General features: G+C 64.6%; 21 protein-coding genes and 1 pseudogene. 11 read left to right on the top strand and 11 right to left on the bottom strand.

Features of this window, described 5'->3' with window-relative positions; all coding sequences use genetic code 11:
• Positions 1 to 775 precede the first annotated feature (775 nt).
• A complete protein-coding gene (locus AB0M54_RS46435) occupies positions 776 to 1,210 on the bottom strand; it encodes a helix-turn-helix transcriptional regulator (protein WP_364334792.1) in 435 nt (144 codons plus the stop codon).
• Positions 1,211 to 1,259: 49 nt separating this feature from the next.
• On the opposite strand from AB0M54_RS46435, the gene AB0M54_RS46430 reads away from it, so the two are divergent.
• Together AB0M54_RS46430 and AB0M54_RS46425 are read left to right on the top strand one after the other, a co-directional pair.
• Complete coding sequence (locus AB0M54_RS46430; RefSeq protein WP_364479504.1) at positions 1,260 to 2,465, top strand: MFS transporter; 1,206 nt, start codon at positions 1,260 to 1,262, stop codon at positions 2,463 to 2,465.
• 24 nt (positions 2,466 to 2,489) lie between these two features.
• The gene (locus AB0M54_RS46425) at positions 2,490 to 2,840 is read left to right on the top strand and encodes a tyrosine-type recombinase/integrase (protein ID WP_364479501.1); all 351 of its coding nucleotides are present in this window, start codon (positions 2,490 to 2,492) and stop codon (positions 2,838 to 2,840) included.
• A gap of 278 nt (positions 2,841 to 3,118) precedes the next feature.
• On the opposite strand, the gene AB0M54_RS46420 is transcribed toward AB0M54_RS46425, so the two are convergent.
• The 3 genes and pseudogenes from AB0M54_RS46420 to istA all read right to left on the bottom strand — a co-directional run bounded on the left by AB0M54_RS46420 (position 3,119) and on the right by istA (position 6,576).
• Positions 3,119 to 3,817, bottom strand: a complete 699-nt coding sequence (locus tag AB0M54_RS46420; protein ID WP_364479498.1) for a class I SAM-dependent methyltransferase — start codon at positions 3,815 to 3,817, stop codon at positions 3,119 to 3,121.
• 324 nt (positions 3,818 to 4,141) lie between these two features.
• Positions 4,142 to 4,933: an IS21-like element helper ATPase IstB gene (gene istB / locus AB0M54_RS46415; protein WP_364479478.1), complete on the bottom strand. Its 792-nt coding sequence runs from the start codon at positions 4,931 to 4,933 to the stop codon at positions 4,142 to 4,144.
• Positions 4,930 to 6,576, bottom strand: a pseudogene (gene istA / locus AB0M54_RS46410) (IS21 family transposase). The gene istB and the pseudogene istA overlap by 4 nt, the downstream one beginning before the upstream one ends.
• Before the next feature lie 195 nt (positions 6,577 to 6,771).
• On the opposite strand from istA, the gene AB0M54_RS46405 reads away from it, so the two are divergent.
• Both AB0M54_RS46405 and AB0M54_RS46400 read left to right on the top strand, forming a co-directional pair.
• A complete protein-coding gene (locus tag AB0M54_RS46405; protein WP_364479476.1) occupies positions 6,772 to 7,152 on the top strand; it encodes a hypothetical protein in 381 nt (126 codons plus the stop codon).
• Complete coding sequence (locus tag AB0M54_RS46400) at positions 7,083 to 7,511, top strand: transposase (protein ID WP_364479474.1); 429 nt, start codon at positions 7,083 to 7,085, stop codon at positions 7,509 to 7,511. The genes AB0M54_RS46405 and AB0M54_RS46400 overlap by 70 nt, the downstream gene beginning before the upstream one ends.
• A gap of 316 nt (positions 7,512 to 7,827) precedes the next feature.
• Here the strand turns inward: AB0M54_RS46400 and AB0M54_RS46395 are convergent, their stop codons facing one another.
• The 6 genes from AB0M54_RS46395 to AB0M54_RS46370 all read right to left on the bottom strand — a co-directional run bounded on the left by AB0M54_RS46395 (position 7,828) and on the right by AB0M54_RS46370 (position 12,736).
• Positions 7,828 to 9,540, bottom strand: a complete 1,713-nt coding sequence (locus tag AB0M54_RS46395; protein WP_364479472.1) for a recombinase family protein — start codon at positions 9,538 to 9,540, stop codon at positions 7,828 to 7,830.
• Entirely contained in the window at positions 9,537 to 9,824 is a 288-nt protein-coding gene (locus AB0M54_RS46390; RefSeq protein ID WP_364479470.1) for a hypothetical protein, read from the bottom strand. Before AB0M54_RS46390 ends, AB0M54_RS46395 begins: the two co-directional genes overlap by 4 nt.
• Position 9,825: 1 nt before the next feature.
• Positions 9,826 to 11,508 (bottom strand): FtsK/SpoIIIE domain-containing protein, encoded by a 1,683-nt coding sequence (locus AB0M54_RS46385; RefSeq protein ID WP_364479468.1) that lies wholly within the window; start codon positions 11,506 to 11,508, stop codon positions 9,826 to 9,828.
• Between the two features lie 53 nt (positions 11,509 to 11,561).
• A complete protein-coding gene (locus AB0M54_RS46380; RefSeq protein WP_364479466.1) occupies positions 11,562 to 11,789 on the bottom strand; it encodes a hypothetical protein in 228 nt (75 codons plus the stop codon).
• Positions 11,790 to 11,863: 74 nt separating this feature from the next.
• Positions 11,864 to 12,493, bottom strand: a complete 630-nt coding sequence (locus tag AB0M54_RS46375; RefSeq protein ID WP_364479464.1) for a DUF2637 domain-containing protein — start codon at positions 12,491 to 12,493, stop codon at positions 11,864 to 11,866.
• A 48-nt stretch (positions 12,494 to 12,541) separates the two neighbouring features.
• Entirely contained in the window at positions 12,542 to 12,736 is a 195-nt protein-coding gene (locus AB0M54_RS46370) for a hypothetical protein (protein ID WP_364479462.1), read from the bottom strand.
• A 360-nt stretch (positions 12,737 to 13,096) separates the two neighbouring features.
• Between AB0M54_RS46370 and AB0M54_RS46365 the strand changes: the two genes are divergently transcribed.
• From AB0M54_RS46365 to AB0M54_RS46355, 3 genes are read left to right on the top strand one after another with little or no spacing between them, the layout of a single operon-like run.
• Positions 13,097 to 13,828, top strand: a complete 732-nt coding sequence (locus AB0M54_RS46365) for a helix-turn-helix transcriptional regulator (protein WP_364479460.1) — start codon at positions 13,097 to 13,099, stop codon at positions 13,826 to 13,828.
• Between the two features lie 7 nt (positions 13,829 to 13,835).
• Positions 13,836 to 14,312, top strand: coding sequence for an NUDIX domain-containing protein (locus tag AB0M54_RS46360; RefSeq protein ID WP_364318027.1), 477 nt, complete (start codon positions 13,836 to 13,838; stop codon positions 14,310 to 14,312).
• A complete protein-coding gene (locus tag AB0M54_RS46355; RefSeq protein WP_364318028.1) occupies positions 14,305 to 14,757 on the top strand; it encodes a hypothetical protein in 453 nt (150 codons plus the stop codon). Before AB0M54_RS46360 ends, AB0M54_RS46355 begins: the two co-directional genes overlap by 8 nt.
• Positions 14,758 to 14,759: 2 nt before the next feature.
• Here the strand turns inward: AB0M54_RS46355 and AB0M54_RS46350 are convergent, their stop codons facing one another.
• Positions 14,760 to 15,308, bottom strand: a complete 549-nt coding sequence (locus AB0M54_RS46350; RefSeq protein ID WP_364479457.1) for an HD domain-containing protein — start codon at positions 15,306 to 15,308, stop codon at positions 14,760 to 14,762.
• Between the two features lie 433 nt (positions 15,309 to 15,741).
• Here AB0M54_RS46350 and AB0M54_RS46345 point away from each other — a divergent pair, with 433 nt between their 5' ends.
• From AB0M54_RS46345 to AB0M54_RS46330, 4 genes are all read left to right on the top strand, one after another.
• The gene (locus AB0M54_RS46345) at positions 15,742 to 16,491 is read left to right on the top strand and encodes an XRE family transcriptional regulator (RefSeq protein WP_364479454.1); all 750 of its coding nucleotides are present in this window, start codon (positions 15,742 to 15,744) and stop codon (positions 16,489 to 16,491) included.
• Between the two features lie 841 nt (positions 16,492 to 17,332).
• On the top strand, positions 17,333 to 18,220 hold the full coding sequence (locus AB0M54_RS46340; protein ID WP_364479451.1) for a nucleotidyltransferase: 888 nt from the start codon (positions 17,333 to 17,335) through the stop codon (positions 18,218 to 18,220).
• Complete coding sequence (locus AB0M54_RS46335) at positions 18,217 to 18,837, top strand: hypothetical protein (RefSeq protein ID WP_364479448.1); 621 nt, start codon at positions 18,217 to 18,219, stop codon at positions 18,835 to 18,837. Before AB0M54_RS46340 ends, AB0M54_RS46335 begins: the two co-directional genes overlap by 4 nt.
• A 221-nt stretch (positions 18,838 to 19,058) precedes the next feature.
• The gene (locus AB0M54_RS46330; RefSeq protein WP_364479445.1) at positions 19,059 to 20,786 is read left to right on the top strand and encodes a hypothetical protein; all 1,728 of its coding nucleotides are present in this window, start codon (positions 19,059 to 19,061) and stop codon (positions 20,784 to 20,786) included.
• Positions 20,787 to 21,939 lie beyond the last annotated feature (1,153 nt).

Raw genomic sequence — 21,939 nt, 5'->3', positions numbered from 1 at the left:
TGAGCGACCAGCAAGGCCGTAGTACCGACGCCCCAGAGCGCACGATGCCAGCCGCCCCGGTCGTGGTCAGGATCGGCGCCCGAGCTCACCGGCGACGGTCTCGCAGGCCTCCTGCCAGACGGCGTCGTAGCTGACCCAGTACGGATCCAATGCTCTGCTCGACCGCTGCTCGGTGGGAAACGCACGCTCATGCCGCAATCCGGTGCGCTGAGGATTCTCGACGGCGGGTCACGATTAGTGCCGGCGGCAGTCCGGCCCGGACCTCGAACGAGGGGAGGTACGGGGGTGCTGGCCTCGTCCGCAGCTCAGTCGCTTTCCGGTACAGGCTCCATCACGTCTCTCCAGACGCGGTCTCCCCACGGGTTGCCAACGATACCCAGACGTCCGGCCACGACCTCATCAACGAAGTCCGGGCGTTCGACCCCGACCGATTGCTCGGACCACCACAAAGAGTCGCACTCCGTACAGACGAAGAAGCGCGAGCCGTCGTCCCTGAATCGGTACGGGCGAATCCAATCTTGGCCGCACGTGGGGCACGGCGTGCGAGGAGTCATGACGGCCAACCTATCGTGCGACCATCCTGTAGGCAGGCCGTCAACAACAGTCATGCGACGTCCTCTTCTGCCGCCGAGCGCGCGTGCCAGCCCTGACGCGGCTGTCACGCGGAGTGACCGTTGGCTGCGTCGGTCCCGTGCGCGCTCATGCCGAGAACAGTGCGCCGTGGCGATCGATCGCGGCTGTGCCTGGACTGAGCTTTACGGCTCCGGAAAGGCAATCAGTGTCGGGTAATCAGGACGACGGTGTCGAGGATCCTCTGCCAATCGAGCTCCCGCAGTGGCTTGTCGGCCAGCTTGCCCATGGCGGCCATGGCGCGCAGCAGCCGCCGTCGAGTATCTGTCGCGGGTGCCTTTGCGGCTTGGGCCAACCGCGTCGTCTCAGCCAGGAACTGTGGCGATTTCGAGAAGTGCACCAGCGTGTCGGGCAGGGTCAGTACCGCTGACTCCACTTCCTGGTGGCGCTGCACGGTAAGACGCACACCGAGCACGGCCGTGAGACGGTTGACGGCGGACAGCGTCGGGTTGCCCCGGCCGTTCTCAAGATTCGCTATGTACGGCACCGACAGACCGGCCTCTGCCGCGACGGAGGCAATCGTGCGTCCGGAGCTCACTCGCTGATCGCGGAGCAGACTCCCGAGTTCGTTTATCTCCATAGAATATATCTTGCCATGGACTATCTCCAGGAAATAGTCTCCGGACGTGATGACTGCCGTCCTGCGCCAACGCGACTTCCGCCGGATGTGGACAGCCACGACGATCGACTCGTTCGGGTCATGGCTGCTGGTCATGGCGGTGCCGTTGCAGGTCTTCATGCTGACGGGCTCGGCGATCTCCTCGGGCATGGCCCTCGCTGTGCAAGCCGCGCCTGCAGTGTTGATCGGCCCCTGGGCGGGCGCCGTCATCGACCGTTGGAACCGCAAGAAGGTCCTCGTGTGGGCGAACCTCACCAGCGCGGCCGGGGTCACCCTCATGCTGGCAGCCAATACCCCGGCTCACGTCGAGCTCATCTTCGTCGGGCTGTTCGTCGAGAGCACCGCCGTGTGCTTCCTGCAACCCGCCCTGCGGGCAGTCACCCCGACCCTGATGGACAACGAGCGAGACCTCGCCTCGGCCAACTCGCTGTCCGCCTTCAGCGACAGCTCCCTGCGGATGATCGGGCCGCTGCTCGGAACCTTCCTGGTCGCCCAAGGCTGGTTCGAAGCCGTGGTGATCACCGACGCCCTCTCCTACGTTGTCGCCGCCGCGGTCCTCAACCGGATCACGATCGAGGCCACCGCCTCCCCCGCAGAGCGAGCCGCACCCGTCGCCCACGACCTGCGCGACGGTCTACGCCAGGTCTCGTGCCAGCCCTTGCTGCGCGGGCTGCTTGCCAGCAGCTGGATCTACTGGACCGGCAACGCCGCGCTGACCGCATTACTGGTCCCCTTCACCGCACACCGGCTGAACGCCAGCGGGGTCGCTCTGGGCTACCTGATCACCGGCCTCGGCGTCGGCTACCTCGCCGGATCCGCGATCAGCCGACCCTTGATCCTGCGGTACACCACTCGCACCATCCTGACTGTCACCTACACCTCGGTGGGACTCTGCTTCCTGGTGATGGTCAATGCCACCACGTTGCCGGTCGCTGTGGCTGCCGTGACTGCCGCCGGCGTCCCCGGAGTCGTAGCGCTGATCACCGTCGGACACCGCCTCCAAACCGCGACGCCCAACGCCATGCTCGGCCGAGTCGCAGCCACCTTCCACACCAGCGACGCCATCGCCGCAGTCACCGGCGCCCTCGCCGCCGCATCAGCAGTAGCTGCACTCTCACTTACTACGGCAATGAACGTCTTCAGCGCAGTGGTACTCATCGCCGGAGCGACGGCAGCCACTCTGCCCGCTCAAGAACCGCACTCTGCGACAACCTAGGCGGGGGGACACGGCCATCGCGTTCTGAAGATTCGCGGCAAGGGCGATAAGACCGTCCTCATCCCACTACCACCGGCGGTGGCCCGGGCAATCAACCAAGCCGTCGATGGCCGTGACCACGGGCCGATCCTCCGCGACGTCTACGGCGACAGGGTGGACCGGCACGCCACGACCTGCCGTCTGAAGGCCTTGGCCGAAGGGGCAGGAATCCGGATCGCGAGGATGCGCCCGCACATGCTCAGGCACACATTCGTTACGACCATGCTCGACGCCGGCGTCAGCCTCCGCGACGTGCAGATCGCGGCCCGCCACGCCGACTCCCGCACAACCATGCGCTACGACCGGGGCCCGCAAGAACCTCGACCAGCACCCTAACTACAACAACTACAACGTCGCCGCCTACATGGCATCTGGTGCATGATCAGCCAACACGCAGTAGCCGATGTCAGTGCGCCGGATCGATGTCGAGTCAGCCCCGCAGCGGGATCCGATAGGTCGAAACATGCGAGGGTGAGTCGGCGGTGAATTCAACTGATTCTGACGGTCTCCGGCGGCCCCACCCGGACGGTCTGCTGTGGCCCCGCCGGGGTTGAGGCGTGCGGTGGTGTGACGGCTTGATTTGGCCCCACGTCGGCGTCCGGCGGTGCCTCAGATCAGTTACCGGGTGTTAGGTGTGCGATGAGGACTGCTCCCGGAGAGCTCTCATCTGGACCGAAGACCATCTGCGCATTGACCGTGAAACCGGCGTCGCGCAACCAGGCGGACATTTGCTCGGGCCGACGGCGATGGACGTGGACCTTCATCGGATGGCCGCCATAGCCCTCAGTCTTCAGCCGGGACTGGTCGCCGACATGGAAGCCGATCAACACTGGCCCGCCCGGTCGCAGCACACGCCGGAAATGTTCGAGGACTGTGGGGATTACATCGTCCGGGATGTGGATCAGCGACCAGAAAGCCAGCAGAGCGGCGACCGATCCGTCGGCAAGCTGAAGATCCGTCATCGAGCCCACCTCGAACCGTAAGCCGGGGTGGTCCTGCCGGGCGATGTCGACCATCGCGGGCGACAGGTCCGCGCCGAATGCCTCGACACCGAGGTCGTGGAGGTGGGCGGTGACGTGTCCAGGGCCGCAGCCGAGATCGGCCACCGGCCCGCCGCCAGCGGCGTGGACCAGGTCTGCGAACAGCGCCAGTGCAGCACGCAGATATGGTTCCCTCGCCAAGGAATTGCGGACGAAGTCGGCGTAACTGCCGGCGACGGTGTCGTATGACGTCCGGGTGTCGACAATCCAGCCGTCTGTCCTTTCGCCTGGCCCTGAAGTGTTGCCGTCTGCGAGCACCGCAATCTCCCCCATTGTCACCGGAGACTGGTTCGATCTCCGGCCGCGCACGGTATCAGCCTGCGCAGATGACACCGAACAACGCGTGAGGTCCAGCCCGGAGGACGTGGTGTGACGGCGGACCTTCCAGGGTTCCCTGGTCAGAAGGGCTGTTCGCTGGGGTTGGCCGGTGGTGGGTTCGCTGGGTCGCGGGTTGCCATTGGTCGATGTCTTCGGGCCAGGGTGCGGGCCGGCCGTCGTCGTCCCAGAAGCCGGTCTCGGTGCCGGCGGCGAGCAGGGCCGCGTTGAGTGCTTCGCGTTCGGCTGGTGTGGGGATGGCGGGATCGCTCATGAAGCGAGTCAGTCCGTGGCCGTGGCGAGGGTCTTCTGGCGGGCGTGGGCCAGACGGTAGGAGTCGGTGCCGGTCTCGATGATGTTGCCTCCGAAGGTGAGCCGGTCGACGATCGCCGCGCAGAGCCGCGGGTCGGTGAACGTCTTGGTCCAGCCCGAGAACGACTCGTTCGACGCGATCGCGACGCTGTTCTTCTCCTCGCGTTCGGTCAAGACCTGGAACAGCAGTTCGGCGCCGCGCCGGTCCAGTTCCATATAGCCGAGCTCATCGATGCAGAGCAAATCGACCCGGCCGTAACGGGCGATGGTCTTGTTGAGCACCTTCTCGTCGGCGGCCTCGACGAGTTCGTTGACCAGTTTCGCTGCGAGGACGTAGCGGACTCGGAAGCCTTCCATCGCAGCGGCGGTGCCGAGGCCGATGAGCAGGTGGGACTTGCCGGTGCCGGAGTCGCCGATCAGGCAGAACGGCTCACCGGAACGGACCCAGCCGCAGCCGGCGAGGGTGTTGATGGTGGCCGGGTTGATGCTTGGGTTCGCGTCGAAGTCGAAGTCGGTGAGCCACTTCTCCCGCGGGAACCCGGCGCCCTTGATGCGGCGTTCGGAGCGGCGCCGGTCGCGGTCTTCGCACTCGGCCAGGAGCAGTTCGGCAAGGAACCCACGGTAGGTGAGCTGCTCCTTCTCGGCGACGGTGATCAGCTCACCGACCCGGTTGCGCATGGTGGGCAGCCGCAGCATGCGGCAGGCCTGGTCGACGGCGGCTTCGGCGGCGGGTTCGGTCAGGACGCGGCGGGGACGGTTCACGACACTTCTCCTTGCTGTGGTGGTGCGGGTCCTGCCGCGCGGCGGCGTAGCAGTTGGTCGTATTGCGCGACCGAGGGCAACGGCCTGGAGTCCGGTGGCAGCGCGGCCAGCCGGCGCTCGGTCAGGCTCACCACCCGCCGCTGGTCCCGGGCGGTGGTCACCGGTTCAGCGCCGGTGCTGCCCGGGTCGGGCCGGCTGACCTGCTGCGCCCGGCGTGCCTCCATCGCGACAACGTCCGCGCTGGTGGCCCCGGCATGCAAGGCGATCGTGATCCCGGCGATCACGTCCGCAGCCGGCAACCGGCGGTGCAGCAGCAGAACATCAATCAGCGCCCGCGTGCCGTCGGCGTCACCGTGGGCCTTCACCGCGGCCGCCCAGAACGCCTCGTGCGCCATTGTGAATCCCCGGACTCGCGGGCCTGCGCCAGCGCGGTCGACCCGGGCAGCGCGTCCGGCTTTCGCAGCAGCACCTCCAGGTAGTGGTCCAGGACGAACGTCTGGGACTTCTTGACCACCGACCGTTCATGCCGGGCGATCTCGGTGCGGCCGTCGAAGACGACGACCTCGGACGCGCGCAGCACCACCCGGACGGTCAGGCCAATGAACCGGGCCGGCACCGAGTAGTGCGACTGGCGGATCCCGACCAGCCCATAGCGGTTCACCTTCGGCGTCAGCACCCGACCCGGCTCGAATCGGTCGACGGGCAGCGTGGCCAGCAGTGGCTGCTCGACGCCGAAGTCCTGCCCAATCGTCCGCACCCGGTGCTCAAGGCGCCGGTCGTCGTCGGCCCGGTCCGAGTCCTCGATCATCGCGTTGAGCTCTGCGAGGGAAGTGACCTCCGGGACCGGGACCAAATGATTTCTGCGGAATCGGCCGATGTCGCCTTCGACGCCGCCCTTCTCGTGAGCCCGGCGATGCCCGGCATGCAGTAGAACGCCTCGAAGCCCATGGTCGAGCGGAACAGCACCCACCGCTGGCTCTCGGCGCGGGCCCGGCCGAACAGAACGCGTGACACCGCCGAACGCAGATTGTCGTAGCGGATCTTCACCGTCGGCATGCCGCCCAGCACGTCGAACGCGTGCAGGTGGCCCTCTATGAACGCCTCCTGCCCCTGCGAGGCGAACGCTCGGTGCACTGCCTTGCCCGAATACGACAGCCGCAGCGCGAACAGGTAGACCTTCGTCGGGACACCAGCCAGCCGGATCCACAACTCGCCAAAGTCCACCTCGGCTTCCTCACCCGGCCGGTGTGTCTGCACGATGAACGCCTCCTGCCGGCCACGGCCGGCCTCCGCCGCCAGTTCCGCCGCCGCACCGCGACGTAATCGCGCACCGTCGAGTACGACAAGTCCCCGGCCGCGTTCTCCGCGACCAACCGCGCCAGCACCCGGCGCACCGTGTGGCGCTGCTTGCGGGGCGCGGTCAGATCCGCCGTCAACATCGCGTCGATCGCCGCTTTGAACGGCTCCAGCCTCGGCGCCGCCCGCACCGGCGTCTTCCGCGCCGGTGGCGGCTCCGCCGAATCAACCGCCTGCCGCACTACCCGCCGGTGCACCCCATACCGCTCCGAGAGGCCACGAAGCGAGACGCCCCGCCGGTAGTCCCGGCGAATCGCCTCGAACAGCTCCACACGCGACCGGGCCATCCGACGGCCTCCCACTACGGAGAGTTGATACTGCCAGCTCCGCGCGCGGTGGGGCCAAATCAAGCCGTCACAAAATCCGATTCACTCGACCGGTGGGGCCAGTTCAAGCCGTCCGGGTGGGGCCGCCGGAGACCGTCAGAATCACCCCGGCGCCGGCCGGGTCGCCCGCCGGTACGGACGGAGATCCGGGCGCTGATGCTGCGCCTGGCGAAGGAGAATCCGAGCTGGGGCCATCGCCGCATCCAGGGTGAATTGGTCGGCCTGGGTTACCGGGTGGCGGCCAGCACCGTGTGGTCCATCCTGACCAACGCCGGCGTGGATCCGGCACCGCGGCGCACCGGTGCGACCTGGACGCAGGTCCTGAGCGTGCAGGCCAAGGGGATCCTGGCCTGCGATTTCCTGCACGTCGACACGATTGGGTTGACCCGCATCTACGTGCTGTTCCTGATCGAGATCGGCACCCGCCGAGTGCACATCCTCGGCGCGACGACCCATCCGAGTGGACAGTGGGTGGCTCAGCAGGCCCGCAACCTGATGCAGGACCTGGGGAGCGGGCCGCGCAGTTCCGGTTCCTGATCCGCGACCGGGACACCAAGTACACCAGTGTCTTCGACGAGACGTTCACCAGCGAAGGCATCGAAGTCCTGCGCAGTCCACCGCAGGCACCGCGGGCGAACGCATACGCTGAACGCTGGGTGCGCACGGTCCGTCGCGAGTGTTTGGACCGGATGCTGATCTACCACCCCCGGCACCTGCTGGCCGTCCTGGCCGAGTTCGTCGAGCACTATAACGAGCACCGGCCGCACCAGAGCCGGGACCAACGCCCACCCGACGCCGTGGACACCTTGCCTGCCGTCGTCGACCTCGCCTCCGCGCGGATCCGCCGCAGGAAGGTCCTCAACGGACCGATCAGCGAATACTCGCAGGCAGCGTAGCCCGAACCGTATTTCCGAGCGGTACACCCTCGATTCGGCGGACGCGTCACGGCATGGACAGATCGCCCGCCCCCGTCGGCACTGGACACGGGCGCCGATCGGCTGAACGTCGGCAGTGCCCTGGGCGCGCAGGTGCCAGTGATGTCTCTGCTCCGCGTGCTGCTGTCCGGATTGAGGATGCGGCACCTATTGTCTGGGCGGGCAGTTCTGGGCGCGGTGATGCGGCCGATTGCTCGGCTCCCCAGGGACGAAACAACACAGCAGACGATCCGTTCGGCGACGGCCGATCCGCTGGCTACGATCGCCGTATGCGCACTCAGAGTGCGCACCGGTGCGGATTGTGGGGGTTCAAGTCCCCCCTCGGACACACATTAAGCACACGGCCGAGATCGGTAGACACGATCTCGGCCACCACTGTCTTCGGGCCAGGTTTGTAGGTCATCCGCAGCCCAAGCCGGCTGTAAAGCTCCGCCTTATCGCGCGGATCAGCCTCCCTGAGGACGCCCAGTAAGCTTCCTAGGCCGTTGACTATCGCCGCGATTTGATCATCGTTGAGTCGCTGCGGCGGTGTCGCGCTCACCCGGAGAGCGGCCTCGGCGGTTCCCCTAACGGTCGACGCCTCGCGGATCCAGCCGGCGATGAGCGTCGGGTCGCCTCCGGCGTCCAGCGTCGCCCGGTAGCGCTCGATCTTGGTGTCGCAGTCCGTGATCGTCTGGCGCAGACGCTCGCTCTCGTCGTTCGCCCGGTGGGCGACCATCTCGGCCCGGTGGTGCGCGTCGGCCAGGGCGCGCAGGTTCGCTCCCAGCGTCCGGCCGTCGAGTTCCGTGCTGAGGAACCTGTCGACGGGGTCGGTGATGGCGTCCTCACGCAGATACAGCATGGGCGGATGCGCGACCTCGTGTTGGCGCACGAAGTCCCGCGACGCCTTGCAGCGGTAGTAGAGGCGTCCGTGGTTGAGGTTGCCGACCATGTGACGTCCGCAGAGCCCGCAGTCGATCAGGCCGCGGAACAGGTAAGGACGGGTGCTCCGTCGCGGCGCCCTGCCCTGCTCGCCGTTCGTGCCGCGGACCTTAATCGTCGCCTGCGCTCGCTGGTAGAGGTCGGTCGTGATCAGCGGGGTATGGGCCTCGCTCTTCGACCAGACCCACTCGCTCTCGTCGTTCCACCGGTGCTTGTTCTCGTGGCCGAGCGCGATGTCCTCGACATCGATCAAGTCCTCGTCGGTACGTTGCTTGTTCCAGACCTGCCGACCCGTGTAGCGCGGGTTCCGAAGAATCGCGCGGATGGCGGTCGTCTCCCAGACCTCGGTATTGCGATGAGGGTTACGCGCCCGGTCGTAGGCGGACGGGCACGGGATGCCGTCCTGTGTGAGTCCGCGGGCGATCGAGGTCATGCCTCGGCCGGCGGCGTACTCCTCGAAGATCCGGCGGACGACCGGCGCGGTAACGGGGTCCTTTTCGAGGCGGTGCAGGCGCTTGCCCTCGGCGGCCTTGCCGGGGTTGGGGTGCGGGCCGGCGTCGGCCAGCTCGTATCCGTAAGGCGGTCGCCCACCGAGGAACCGACCTTCCAACTCGGTCTGCGACTTCATCGCGGACCGAACGCGGATCTTGATCCGGTTGCGCTCCCCCTTGCTCATGCCGCCATAGAGCGCCATGACGAGATCGTGCGCGTCCGAGCCCGGATCAATGGCGCCACCGACCTCGGGCACCCAGAGCCCGACGCCGTAGTGCACGAACACAGGGAACGTCATGCCGAACTGGCTGCCGTAGAAAGCGCGCTGCGGCTCACCAATGACCACCGCGTCGAAGTCACGGCCGGCGCTCTTGGTCGCGTCGAGCAGCCGCAGCGCCTCGGGTCGACGCTTCCATGGCAGCGAGCGGGACGAGCCGATGTCGAAGAACTCGGCCACTACCTCTCCGCCGGCCGGCTCGATGAGGCTGCGAGCGCGGGATAGCTGCCAGCCTTTCGACGCCTGCGGATCCTGCTGATCCTCGGTCGACACACGTCCGTAGAACGCGAACCTCGTCATGTCGATCGATTCTTCCGAGCCCGGTCGATGATGCGCCACAGGACATCTGCCGCCGCTTCCGAGAGCGGGACTTCTAGGGACGTCTTGACCTGCGCATCTTCGATGACCAGCGTTTTCGTCCTTCGTATACTGCGATTTCTCCCTTCGTCGTTGGTCTCGTCCGTGGTGATCATCTGGCCTCCCTTCTCCTCGAAGCGGTGTCCGCGCGGACGTCCGTCCGTCGTCCGTCCGCGCTGATCGGCGCAGACGCGCGCGAGCGGACGGACGTCCGCGCGGACGTTCATGTCAGGCCCGCCAACGTCCACGGGCAACCTGCCGCGCTTGCCCGCCCGCCGCGAGCGCCTGGAGTCGCTCGTAGATCCAGGTGCGCCCCATTCCCGTGACCTGCATGAGGTCGGGAACCGTCATCCCTTCCTCAGGTGCGCCGGCCAGCGCCAAGGTGAGCGCCTGTTCAGGGTCGGATCCGGCCGGAAGGTCCGCCGGTCTGCTCTTCGGCGAGTCGATGGCGGCCTGAGAGAGCGCATCGAGTTCGGGCCGCTGGTCGGCATACCGCGCGACCGTTGTCCGAACGTCCTCGTCCGTGACGAGGTAAGCACGGGCGCGGCGAGGCTGGTTGTGCCCGTCAGCCAGTAGATAGAACTTCCCTGGTGCATCGAGCGTGTGCGCGTGCCAGCCGGCGGCCAACATGCCCTTGTCCAAGATGAGGTCGACGTCGCGGCGTTCCCGGACCCTGAGGCACACGCGGACGCTCATCTGTGAACGCAGGGCCCCACCTCCCATTGCCTTCTGCGTTGGACGTTGGGTCGCCGCGAGCAGGTCTACAGCCACCGCACGGCCTCGTCTGGCAATCGACTCTGCGTGCCCAGCAGCGTCCGGTGCGGTGTCGACGAGTTCCGCGTACTCGTCGATGACAATCACCAGCGCCGGCGCGGCTGACGTTGGTTTCCAAACACGGCTGTTGTCACGGCCCGATCCGTCTGCACGAGCGTCGAGAATGGCAACGGCGTCGGCCAGCAGTCGTGCCGCTTCCTCCGGTGTCGTAGCGAGCCGATCGAGGCACGACGCCCAGGGCCGCAGCTCCATGCCGCCCTTCAGGTCGATCCCCCACAGCACGACATCGGAGCAGGCGACCAGGTTGCCCAAGAAGACGTTGAGGACGCCGCTCTTCCCAGAGTCCGTGGTGCCACCGATCAGCACGTGCCGCCGCAGCACCGAGACGCGAACCGACGTCGCGTCCTCGAAGACCCCGAGGTCGATCGGATCAGCGATCGACCGAGCACGCTGGCTTTTCCAGCCGATGGCACCGGCGTGGGGATCCGAGGCCAGGACGCGCATCGTCAGCCGGCCGGCATGGGACGGGTCCTGCTCGACTCGGACCGCACCGGGTCGGGTTCCCAAGGCGGATTCGATGGCTGGCACGTGCGAGATAGCGTCCGCGACGCTCTGCCCTGGGCGCAACGCCATGCGGGCACGCCACCCCCATGTGTCCACAGCAGCGGACATGATGCGCGACCCAGCAAGGCCAGTCGCCTCTGCGACGTCGGGCCAGGCATTGATGACCCGATCAACCTTCACCCGAGCGCGGCGCCTTCTGTGCGCCCACCAGGGCACCGCAAGTACGAGCGTGCTCACGACGAGCATCGTCGGCAATGGCGACCGCGCCGGACCGAATGCGGTCCCGGCGGCAAGCCACGCACCGATCGCAGCGATGACGGTTGAGGCGTAGATGCGCTCGCTCGTCCGGCCGAGCCGCCAAGGGATGCCCCACAGTCCGGCAGCGATCGCCACAGCGGCAGCGACGCCGCCGATCCAAGGCCAGGCGCCGGGATGGTTGTGGTGCAGAAGCAACGCGGCCACGAAATGCGCACAGGCGGTTGTGAGCGGCGCGAGTTCGGAGCGGTAGCGGAACAGTGCCCGCCCGATCGCTGTGATGGCAACGAGGAGAAGCGGTTCGTCCGGGACGAGCATGAGCGGCTGCGGATTGCGCCGGCTCCAGCGTCGGTGTCGCCGCCCGTACGCCCTCACCGGTGTCCCTGCTCGCCGTAGGGCGTCCAAGGGCGGTGTTGGGCGACCTCGTCCCGGAGGTAGCCGTTTGGGTCGGACTCTCCGTCGCGCTCGGCCGCGAGCGAAGCACGGGCAGCGGCGAGCAGGTTGGCGAAGTCGAGCCGGAAGCGAGCCAACAGGGCCGCAGACCGTTGGATCTCGGCGAGCATCACTGGGATGTCGGCCAGGGCAGTCGAGACGGCCACGCGGGTAGGCCTATCGTAGGCCGCGTGAAGATGGTTGGCGATGACCTCCAGGTCGATGGTTGTGTGTGGCTTAGTCATGAGGGGGTTGGGCCTCCTTCCGATCGGTGGATTCGGTGGCAAGTTGTCGCCGGAGCTCGGTCGCCTTCGGTCCGGCGATGCGCAGCGCCTCGCGCAACGCGTCTCGTGTGATGGGTTGCCCGCGGTGAGCGGTCCGGTACTTGGTGTCGGCCTCGCGTGCGGCCTTCAAGAGATCGAAGTCCGAGCGCGGCCTCACGCGGCGGGTCCGGGACTTGGGACGGGACCGGGTCCCGTTCTGAGCGGCCGGCGCGGTAGCGGCCTCCGCGATCGGAGCGGTCCGGAGCGCGTGCAAATGGGCAGTCAGGCCGAGTACGGCCGCCGGGACTGCACCGACGAGCACGATGATCGGCCAAGAAATCGTGAGCAGGCCGCTCGCGACGAGGTGATAGCCAGCGTTGCCGACGATGCTTCGTAGCGATGGCGCCAATGGCGTTGGCGCGGGCGAACCGTCGCGCTCGGCCAGCGGCCGGTGTCCCGGCCAGCCAGACGCGAGCCGACGTCATCGCGTATGCGTCGATCGTGATGGGAAGCAGCCAGGCGAGCCGCGCCGGCCACCCAGCGACCTCGGCCAGGCCGCGGAGTCCAGCGAAGCTGGCGATCGCCGACGAAGCGGCGGCCACCGCCATGCCCGCCATCACCCAGCCGTCGCGGACTTCTTGAGGACGTCCCATGCGTCAGAGATCCAGTCCGGCGACGAACCGGGCGAAGGCCCTCAGGCCGTCGCCGATCGCCGGACCGATCGAGGACGAGGCGAGGAAGTAGCCGAACGCTGCGCAGATGGCGGCCTGCCACAGCGGCAGACGTGCGTACAGCCAGAGCAGGTAGACGAAGATGCCGAGCAGGACGACAGCGGAGACGGCGACCGTCATGCGTCACTGCCGTCCTGGCGCCGCGAGCGCCGGCCCCGGCGACTACGGAAACCGCGGTCCGCCCCGCCGTGCGTGCCGCGAGCCTGATGCCTGCGGTTGTAGCGGATCCGGGCGACGCACTTCCGGCACAGGGCCGGGTGTCCCCCGCCGAGCTGCGCGCCGCAGGGGCAGGTCGGGACTTCGCTGGTGAAGTTCTGGGTGTCCATGGCGAGATCTCCTCTCAGTCCGTCGAGGCGAGTGCCGCATCGACGCCATTGAGAGTGCGATCAGAGGACGGGACGTGATCAGGTCACAGCTGGACGTGTCCAAGACATCTCGCCTAATGTGGACAGGCCGCATGGACGTCCTGACGGGAAGACGATGCCGAACGAGCGACTACGCACCGCAATGTTGGAACGAGGCATCACCCCGTCCGTCCTGGCGGACACGCTCAAGGTCGACCCCAAAAGCGTCGAGCGCTGGATCAGCGGCCGTACGCCCTACCGACGCCACCGCTACGCCGTAGCGGCCCACCTGGGCGTCGACGAGGTATACCTCTGGCCCGACGCGCTGAGCCCCGACCAGGTGGCCGGCGTCAGCGAGAGCGAGATCATCAACATCTACCCGCACCGCTGGACAGTCCCCGGCGACCTCTGGCGCAACTTCTTCGACAACGCCCAGCGAGAGATCGGAGTCCTGGTCTACAGCGGCCTTTTCCTGTCCGAGGATGCCGGCGTACGCCGAATCTTCCGCGAGAAGGCCGACGCCGGAGCGCGCGTCCGCATCCTGCTCGGAGACCCCACCTCCGAGGTAGTCGAGCAACGCAACGCCGAAGAGGGCATCGAAAGCCTCTCAGCGAAGATCAAGAACGCGATCGTGATGTACCGCCCGCTGCTCAGCCTCGACAACGTCGAGTGCCGCCTACACCGCACCGTGCTCTACAACTCGATCTACCGCGCCGACGAACAACTCCTGGTCAACACCCACATCTACAGCTTCCCAGCGTCCGAAGCCCCCGTCCTCCACCTACGTCGCGTAGCCGGCGGCAACATGGTGACGACATACATGAACAGCTTCGACAACGCATGGGACGGCGCCACACCGCTGGAATGAGGCAGACGTGGGACGACGCATCGACTTCTACAACGACCCCAAGGCCCCAAAGGCGAACAGTATCGTCCCCTCAGCCAACGTGGTCGTGGTCAACGACGAGGGCGCCATCCTGCTGATCCGCCGCTCCGACAACGACAACTGGGCACTCCCCGGCGGCGGCATGGATCTTGGTGAGTCGTTACCGGAGACGGCGGTACGCGAGACAGCCGAGGAGACCGGCATCAAGGTAGAGGTCACCGGCATGGTCGGCATCTACACCGACCCGCGCCACGTCATCCTCTACACCAGCAACAACGAGGTACGACAAGAGTTCTCGGCCGTCTTCACCGCACGGCCAATCGGAGGCAGGCCGACGCCGAGCGACGAGTCAACCGAGGTCCGCTGGGTGCCTCCAGCCGAGGTCGGGGCCCTGCCGATGGACCGTTCGATGCGGATGCGGGTAGACCACTACTTTATGGCGCCAGGAAACGTTCATCTTGGATAGCGACGCGATCAGCGCGCTCGCCGACTCGTTCGGCGCGGTAGGCACCGTCGGCGCCTTCCTGGTCGGCTTCCTGCTCCTACGCCGAGAGCACCGCCGAGAGGCCGAACGCGCCGAGGACGACCGCCGCGCCCAGGCGGAGCGGATCAGCGCCTGGATCGAGCTGAAGCGGAAGCTCGACGGCACCCGCGACCTGGCCTTCCACATCCACAACGCGAGCGCAATGCCGATCTACGAGGTCGAGCTGCCCCTCCCCTCCCACGGCGACCAGCAGCCCAGCTCAGAGTTCATCGGCCTCGTCCCACCAGGCCAGACCATCCAGCGACCAGCGCCAACAGAATGGCTGCGCTCGTACGTCGAGCCAGAACCCGTACAGATCGAGTTCTTGGACAGCGCTGGCCGCAGATGGAGCCGCGACGAGCAGGGAGCGCTGTCCCGCGCCGAGTGAGTTCAATCCCCGTCAAGGGCGGCAGTGATCATCTGAACCGACCCGATGATCAGCGGACTAGCCTCGCGCATCGTCTTCGTGACGAGATGCTCGTCCCCGTAACGGGTGAAGATCTCAGAAAGCCGTTGCTCAACGTCGACAGGCTCGCCATCCGGAGTAGTAGTCATGTCGGCATACGTGATCGCATCCACCAACACCCCGCCTACCGGCGGAAACTCCGACAGAAAATCATCGGCCAGTCCCCTGTTCCGCGCCTCGATCGTCGCGCAAGAGTGATGGGCGACCAGCCGGCACACGAGTTGATCAACCTGGGCGACGTCTCGCAGAAACCGAGCACCGTCAAGCTGGTGCATCCCAGTCACGACCAGGTCAGGCGCATACCCCACGTCATGCAGCCAGGCGGCGGCAACCAGCTCGACCGCATTCTCGCCAACCAGGTGCGCAACCGACTCAGCCTTACGCCCAACACCCTGACTATGCGACCACCGCCGCGGGATCGACTCGCCCAGCAACCGACGCGCAAGGTCACGGGCACGTTCGATCTGATCCACATGGGCAGATTAACGAACGTCCCGAAAGACGGCGCGATAGTCGCTACCTGTCGTTGTCCCGCTCAGCCTGCGATCCCCGCGGACGAGCACCGCCTACAAGCGCAGCAGCAAGACGATCAGCAACAGCCGGCACGACGTCTCCGATGTGCACCACCGCGCTGCCCTGCCGACCCAAAGCGTCCCGCAACGACGGAAGCTCCTGCCCCACGTCAAAGCCGGCATCTTCAAGCGCAAGCGCCAGGCGATCCGCAGCCGCTCGCGCCGCATCTTCGCCCCTGGCGTCCTCTTCGCTCATCACCAACCACCGATCGCTCAAGTCCTGCTCGCTTGCCCATGAGTCTCAACCGGAGGTAACGGAGTGTGAACCACGGCGTAGGGACGTCTAGGGACTTCTTGGCTATGCTGACCCGAACCCCACCACCGGGAGGACGCAATGAAAGGTCCCCTGTCCCGAGCATTGCTCGCCGCCGGCCTAACCGTCATCGACGTAGCCGCCCAGCTGAGCGTTGACCCGAAGACAGTGAACCGCTGGCTAACCGGCCGCCTGCCCTACCCCCGCCACCGAGCCGCCCTGGCCGCCCTAACCGGTTGGCCCGAACGCGACCTATGGCCAGGCATAGACGCCCGCGCCCAGGCAGTGCCCAACACCAACGAGGTCCTAGCCGTCTACTCCCAACGCTGCTCAGTCCCACCAGACACGTGGCGCCGGCTCCTGTTCCGAGCCGGACAAGAGATCGACATCCTGGCCTACAGCAGCCTCTTTCTGGCAGAGGACGCAGGCGCCCAAGCAATCCTCCGAGCCAAGGCCCGTGCCGGCGTACGCATCCGCATCGCCCTGGGCGACCCGAACGGAGCCCACATCGCCCGGCGAAGCAACGACGAGGGCATCGACGGGATGATGTCCGCCCGCATCGCCAACGCCTTAGTCCTCTTCGAGTCTCTGGCCAGTGAGCCAGGGGTCTCGCTGAGGCTCCACGACACTGTGCTCTACAACTCGATCTACCGCTCCGACAACGACCTAATGGTCAACACCCACATCTTCGCCTGCGCCGCTTCGCGGACGCCTGTGATCCACCTACGGAGAGCCAGCCGAGAAGGCATGGCAGCGACCTACGCCGCATCCTTCGAGCGGGTCTGGTCCGCCGCTCACGAGCCGCGAGCCCACCAAATCAGCCGATCGTAGGCTGCCTCGATGGTCATCCCTGGTTGATCGTCCAACAGATCTGCCAGGTACAGGTTCATGTAGATCACTTTCCCAAGCCGATCCGTCGTCGCACTCAAGTCGTCCTTAGTCGAAAGGCAGGGCCACGGGTTGCCGCACGACCGACATAGCCAGGACGGCCGGGCCGGGCCGTGCTCAACATCCACTTGCCGGCGGACGCCCTTACGAGCCATGAACAGACGCACGAAGAGGCACCGAACCCGCAGCGTCACGACGCCTGAGCCGCCGCGCCCTCTACATATGTAGACGTACAGCATTAGCTTCCTCCGCATTGGGTTGGGCAAAAAGGTCCGGCCGCATGGGATGAGCCCACATAGCCGGACCTCGATCACCGTTGCCACCTGCCCCCGTGTTGCTAAGGGTGCGTGGTGACCCATGAAGCATGGCTGCCTCGGCGTGGTTCGTAGCATCTCCGCCATGCAGCTAGGTGCCCAACCACATCTGAAAGGACGTCCAACGGGCGTCTTGACGTCCCGCCTCGCGGTGCTGGAGGACGGTCAGCTTCGACGCCCTGACCGCCGCGCAGAGACCGGGCCTCGCCGCTTCTTGATCATGCATTTCGTTGATCCGGCCGAGCAGGCCAGCTCAGCCCCGGGTCTTCTCTTTGGCGAACCAACGCCGGTCGAAGCCTCGGGCCGATTGATGACCACGTGAGGAAGTAGCCGGAGGCTGCACAGACCGTGGAGCGCAGGAGGCGTGCGTACCGCCAGAGCAAGGCTCTGAATCAACAGGCGCGCATTCCGTAGGCGACGCGCATTCGTACCGATAGTATCTGGGCCAGCGCCACAGGGGGATACATAACATGGCATTAGAAGATCAGCTGGCCAGCTGGACAGGACCGTCAAGCGAGACCGAGAAGAATAAGCAGGAACGTACTGAACGCATGATTAGGGAAGCGGTGAGGGCACATGCTGGCTTCGCAGGATGCGATATTTCCGTGTACACCAAAGGCTCTTATGCGAATAACACCAACGTAAAAGCGGATAGTGACGTTGATGTCGCTGTCCAATGCAACGAGGTCCGGTACTGGGGAGAAGCTGAAAAGGGAGCTCACCCGCCCGCCGACTCATACCACGGAATCTGGACGCCCAAAAAGCTTAGATCCGAACTTCAACAAGCTTTAGAGAATAAATTTCCCGGACAAGTAGACTCTGCCGGTTCTACAGCATTTCGCATAAACTCCAATACGGCGCGCGTAGACGCCGATGTCGTTCCATGCTTCGACTATCGCTACTACTTTTCTAACACCAATTACCGGGACGGCTCCAAAGTTTTCAAGAAGGATGGAAGCCCCCTAATCAACTATCCTGTCCAACAACTCGCAAACGGAAAGTCTAAGAATGGTAGGACGAGGCAGTACTACAAGAAAGCCGTTCGAATTATGAAGCGCGTCGAGAATGCAATGGCTATAAAAGGGGACCACAGAGAGGTGCCGTCCTTCTTCGTAGAATGTCTTGTTTATAACTGCCCAGACAAGATTTTTCTTGCACCTACTTGGACCGAAACTGTACGCCGGGCAATCTACCATATTTGGGAAGGATTAGATGGGGCAGAACCAGAGGTTGAGTCGGAAAGATGGTTGGAGGTGAGCGAATGTAAGTATCTCTTCCATAGTGGCCAGGCTTGGAACCCGGGAGACGGACGCGACTTCGCGAAGGCAGCCTGGAATTATCTTGGGCTATCCTCATGAATCGCTCAATCACGATCCGCGTCGTTGCCTCGACGGTTGTGGCCGTTTTGTCTATCGGTGCATGGGTTCAAGACGGCAAGCCGGATCTCACGCCGTTCAAATTCTTCTCTGCCGCAGTGTTGGTCAGCACCGGCATCTTTTTACTTTGGGATTTCTGGCTTTGGCAACTAAAGCTCATCCAAAAGATCCCAAAAGTCCCGCGAAGCGTAAGGGGTACCTGGAAGGGTACCCTCACATCTTTCTGGGTTGACCCTCAGACCGGCGAAAGACCGGGCCAAAAGGTTGTTTACCTGACAGTGCGCCAAACTGGATCTGCTATTACCATCCGGCTGCTGACTGACGAGTCCCGCTCAGTATCAGCATTGGCGGAGCTTGCCGAAATTGACGGGCAAGTGTCCGTCAGATACTTGTACCTGAGTAAGCCAGATTTGAGTGTCGAACATCGCAGCAGGATCCACCACGGATCCACTGTGCTCGACGTCTCCGGTCGACCAGCTCAGCGCCTTAAAGGACGCTACTGGACAGATCGTGACAGCAAGGGCGAGTTAGAGTTTGCATTGCGTAGCGAAAAGATTGCAGACGACTACCTAGAGGCCTCCAGCTATTTCGAGAGCTAATACTGCATCAAGACGGATATCGACTCAAGCAAAGCAGTGAGTGCGTAGGTCATTGATCTGAGTCAGCCACTCTCTCGCTTGCGCGTCGCCATGTCAGCCCGTCTGTAGGAAAGTCCTGCATTCCCTGTACGACTTCGACAGCGTTGTCGAGCGGCCCAGCTCGTTTGGTGCACGCCTACGAAAGATAGAAGCAGCAACAACAGCCTAGAATTGGAGCGCCTTTGTCGATACAGTTGTGGGAGAAGGATTGGACCTTTCGGCATCTTCTAGAGACGGGTGCGCGCTCGGCGCTAGACGCCGCTGGTTTCGCCGGCCGCATCAATGCCTATCTCGTCGGACTGCCTGTTGACGACCAAGATATCGCCACAGTCGAACGACGCACTTCGAGCAACCGTGACGATCCGAAAAATATCACTAGTCGGCTGAGGCTCGACGCGATCGAGGCTATTGTGCAGGATCTCGGTGGCTCAGAACCGCAAGATCGGGCCGACCGCCGATATAGCTTAGCCCTGGAACAGCACCTCAACTATTTGCATTCCGGACTGGGCTGGCATTATTTCGTGGCTCCCCAGTCGGCGCGGATAGCAGACCGTTACGTCTACGGCGTCCTGGGCGTTGCCGAGGATGAGCTGTACAATGCCCCCGCCCATTACAGGTTCGGCTCCGACGGCAAGGGGCATGAAATGACGCTTGCGCAATGCGTTGTTCAGCACGTGCTGGAGCAGTCCGCTCTGTACTTGGCAGCAGATTATCAAGGCTATTCCGCTTCTGGGCTTGCCGTTCGCAAATTCGAGATACTCCGAACGGCGGCAGCGCGATTCGTGGCCGCGGCTCTGGATCCAACCGGCTTCAAGTACGAACGCGATGGCGACATCCTTCTCAGTCGCATTTCCGCCCTTCCGTATGAAGGCAGGGAAGGTCAAGGATCGATCACCATTGCAGATCCGGAGGATCCCTTCGTTGAACCCAGGATCACGATCGAACCAGCGGTGCCGGTGACTGATCTACAAGCCGTCCGGAAGTTGATGGAGGCTACATCACCTTCAATTGGACTGCTGATGCACCAGCAGAGGATTTTTGGTCTGGGCGGCCTTCGCTCGGAGGAGTCGAAGGCCACCAGCGTCGAGCACACGACCATCAGATTCACGGGACGTGGAACATGGCAACTCTGGCAGGGTGACCGGATGCTGTTGAGAGTCAAGGACGGCTTGGTCCAGCAGGGATCCTTGGCAGATTCTCCAATCGATACGGAACTGCCCGAGGTGATCGACTGGCTGATGCCCGAAGCCGACACCGTCGAGTTGCAGCGGCTGGCCCGCGCGGCCGCGAGAAATAGGCACGGAGCGATGCTGGTGATTGCTGCGGATGCGGAGCAGGAAGCTCAGCGGCTGATGCCTCAGGCGTGGAGGACCGTGCCCGCAGTTCTAGACAATGAGCTGACCGAGCAACTCACGGCGATGGACGGCGCGATCCTGGTCGACATGGCGGGCAGGTGTCACGCGATCGGCGTAATCTTGGATGGCGTGGCCGCCGGCGCAGGGAACCCGGGACGGGGAAGTCGCTACAACAATCCGGTGCGCTATCTGGGAACAGCGCGGGCAGGCGGTCTTCTTCCCCGCGCGATCACGGTTATCTACAGCACGGACGGCGCCGTGAACGTCCTTCCTGAACGGCCGCGAAAGGTGGACCGCAAGCTTATCGATCACCTCGTGCAACGCCTCTGTCATCACGCTGAAGTCAGTCACCCTGACCTGTACGATCTCGGCGTAACTGTCAACTCTCTGATCGTTCATCGTTTCTATCTGCTCGCCAACGACTGCGACAACGCCAATCGCTCCTTGAGTAGACTCTATGAGTCCCTTAGCGACTGGCCAGAGCGCAGAATATTGACGGCCAATTTTCGCCCAGATGATCGGATGAGTCCAAGCAAATTTTATTTTTCATCGTGAACGCAAATGCACTGACACGTTGGGCGGGGCTCACGATCAGCAGCTCCCGCACCGCGATCGCGGTGTGAATATCGCCCGCGTTGGGCTCGGATACGTTAACCCCCACCAAGGTCATTCACGCTTGAGTGAACTTGGTGGGGGCCGATGTTATGCCGCAGATCGGACGGCGTCATCGGGAGCGCAGACGCCTCTCGGCTCGGGTACGGGCACGCTGCTCGACCACCTCCCAGCCATGATCAGCCTGACCTGATCTGGTCCATATCCCCAGTCATGCAGCATCGAGCGAACATCCGCAGATGTGCACGTCAACATCGCGAAGGTCTCACCGTCTGCTGGCAACAGGTCGACCATCTCGATTCCGAAAAGCTCCCCACCGAGTCGGATGCCCACGTCGATGCCTGCCGGCAGTCCCACGATCAGCGCCAGTAGTTCCTCTCGCAACATGCGGATCCCCTCTCGTCGCACAACCCATGAGGACGAGCGTTCAGCGCAGGTTTCCCGACGAACACCCCTTCCATCCGGACGTCTTGCGGCATCTCGACGTCCCCGGCATCGAGGTAACAGAGCTGGCCGCACCTCGTGTCCATGAGAGACCCGCTCGTCAACACGATGGGGTGACGAGCTGCACTGGCACATTGGGCGGGGCTTACGATCAGATCGGCAGCTCACGCACACATATCGCGGCGTGAATATCACTCGTGTCGGGCCTCGGACACTCAAAATCCGCACGGGTGCGTAGAAACCCGTGTTCGTGTTCAGAGATATCTGAACACCCTTCTTCCCTTCGCACAGTGCCGCGTCCCGCGGCCATCCGGCGGGGGTGGTCCATGTGAGCACCCCCGTGGTCGCACCTGTCATCCCGGCGAGTGATCCGGCCGTGCGTCCGAAGGACGCCCCGGCCCAGGTAGCTCGCGGGCCGCTGCCGCTGCCCGCCCTGGACGCGGCCGTCCCTGTACCGTTCGAAAATCCGGCTTCGGTTACGCAGCCTGGGAATACTCGTTGATCAGCCCGTTGAGGACGCGCCGGCGGCGTACTCGCACGGTGGCAAGATCCGTGACCGGCACGGGGCACGCGTCCTGAGTGGGCGGGCGTTGTTCACGGCTTTGATGCGGCCGGTGCTCGTTGTAGTGACGGACGTACTCGTCGAGCGTGG

The organism is Actinoplanes sp. NPDC051470 (genome assembly GCF_040682035.1).
Lineage (GTDB): Bacteria > Actinomycetota > Actinomycetes > Mycobacteriales > Micromonosporaceae > Actinoplanes.
Note: the sequence above shows the minus strand (reverse complement) of the source record. Positions and strands in the feature narration are given on the sequence as shown.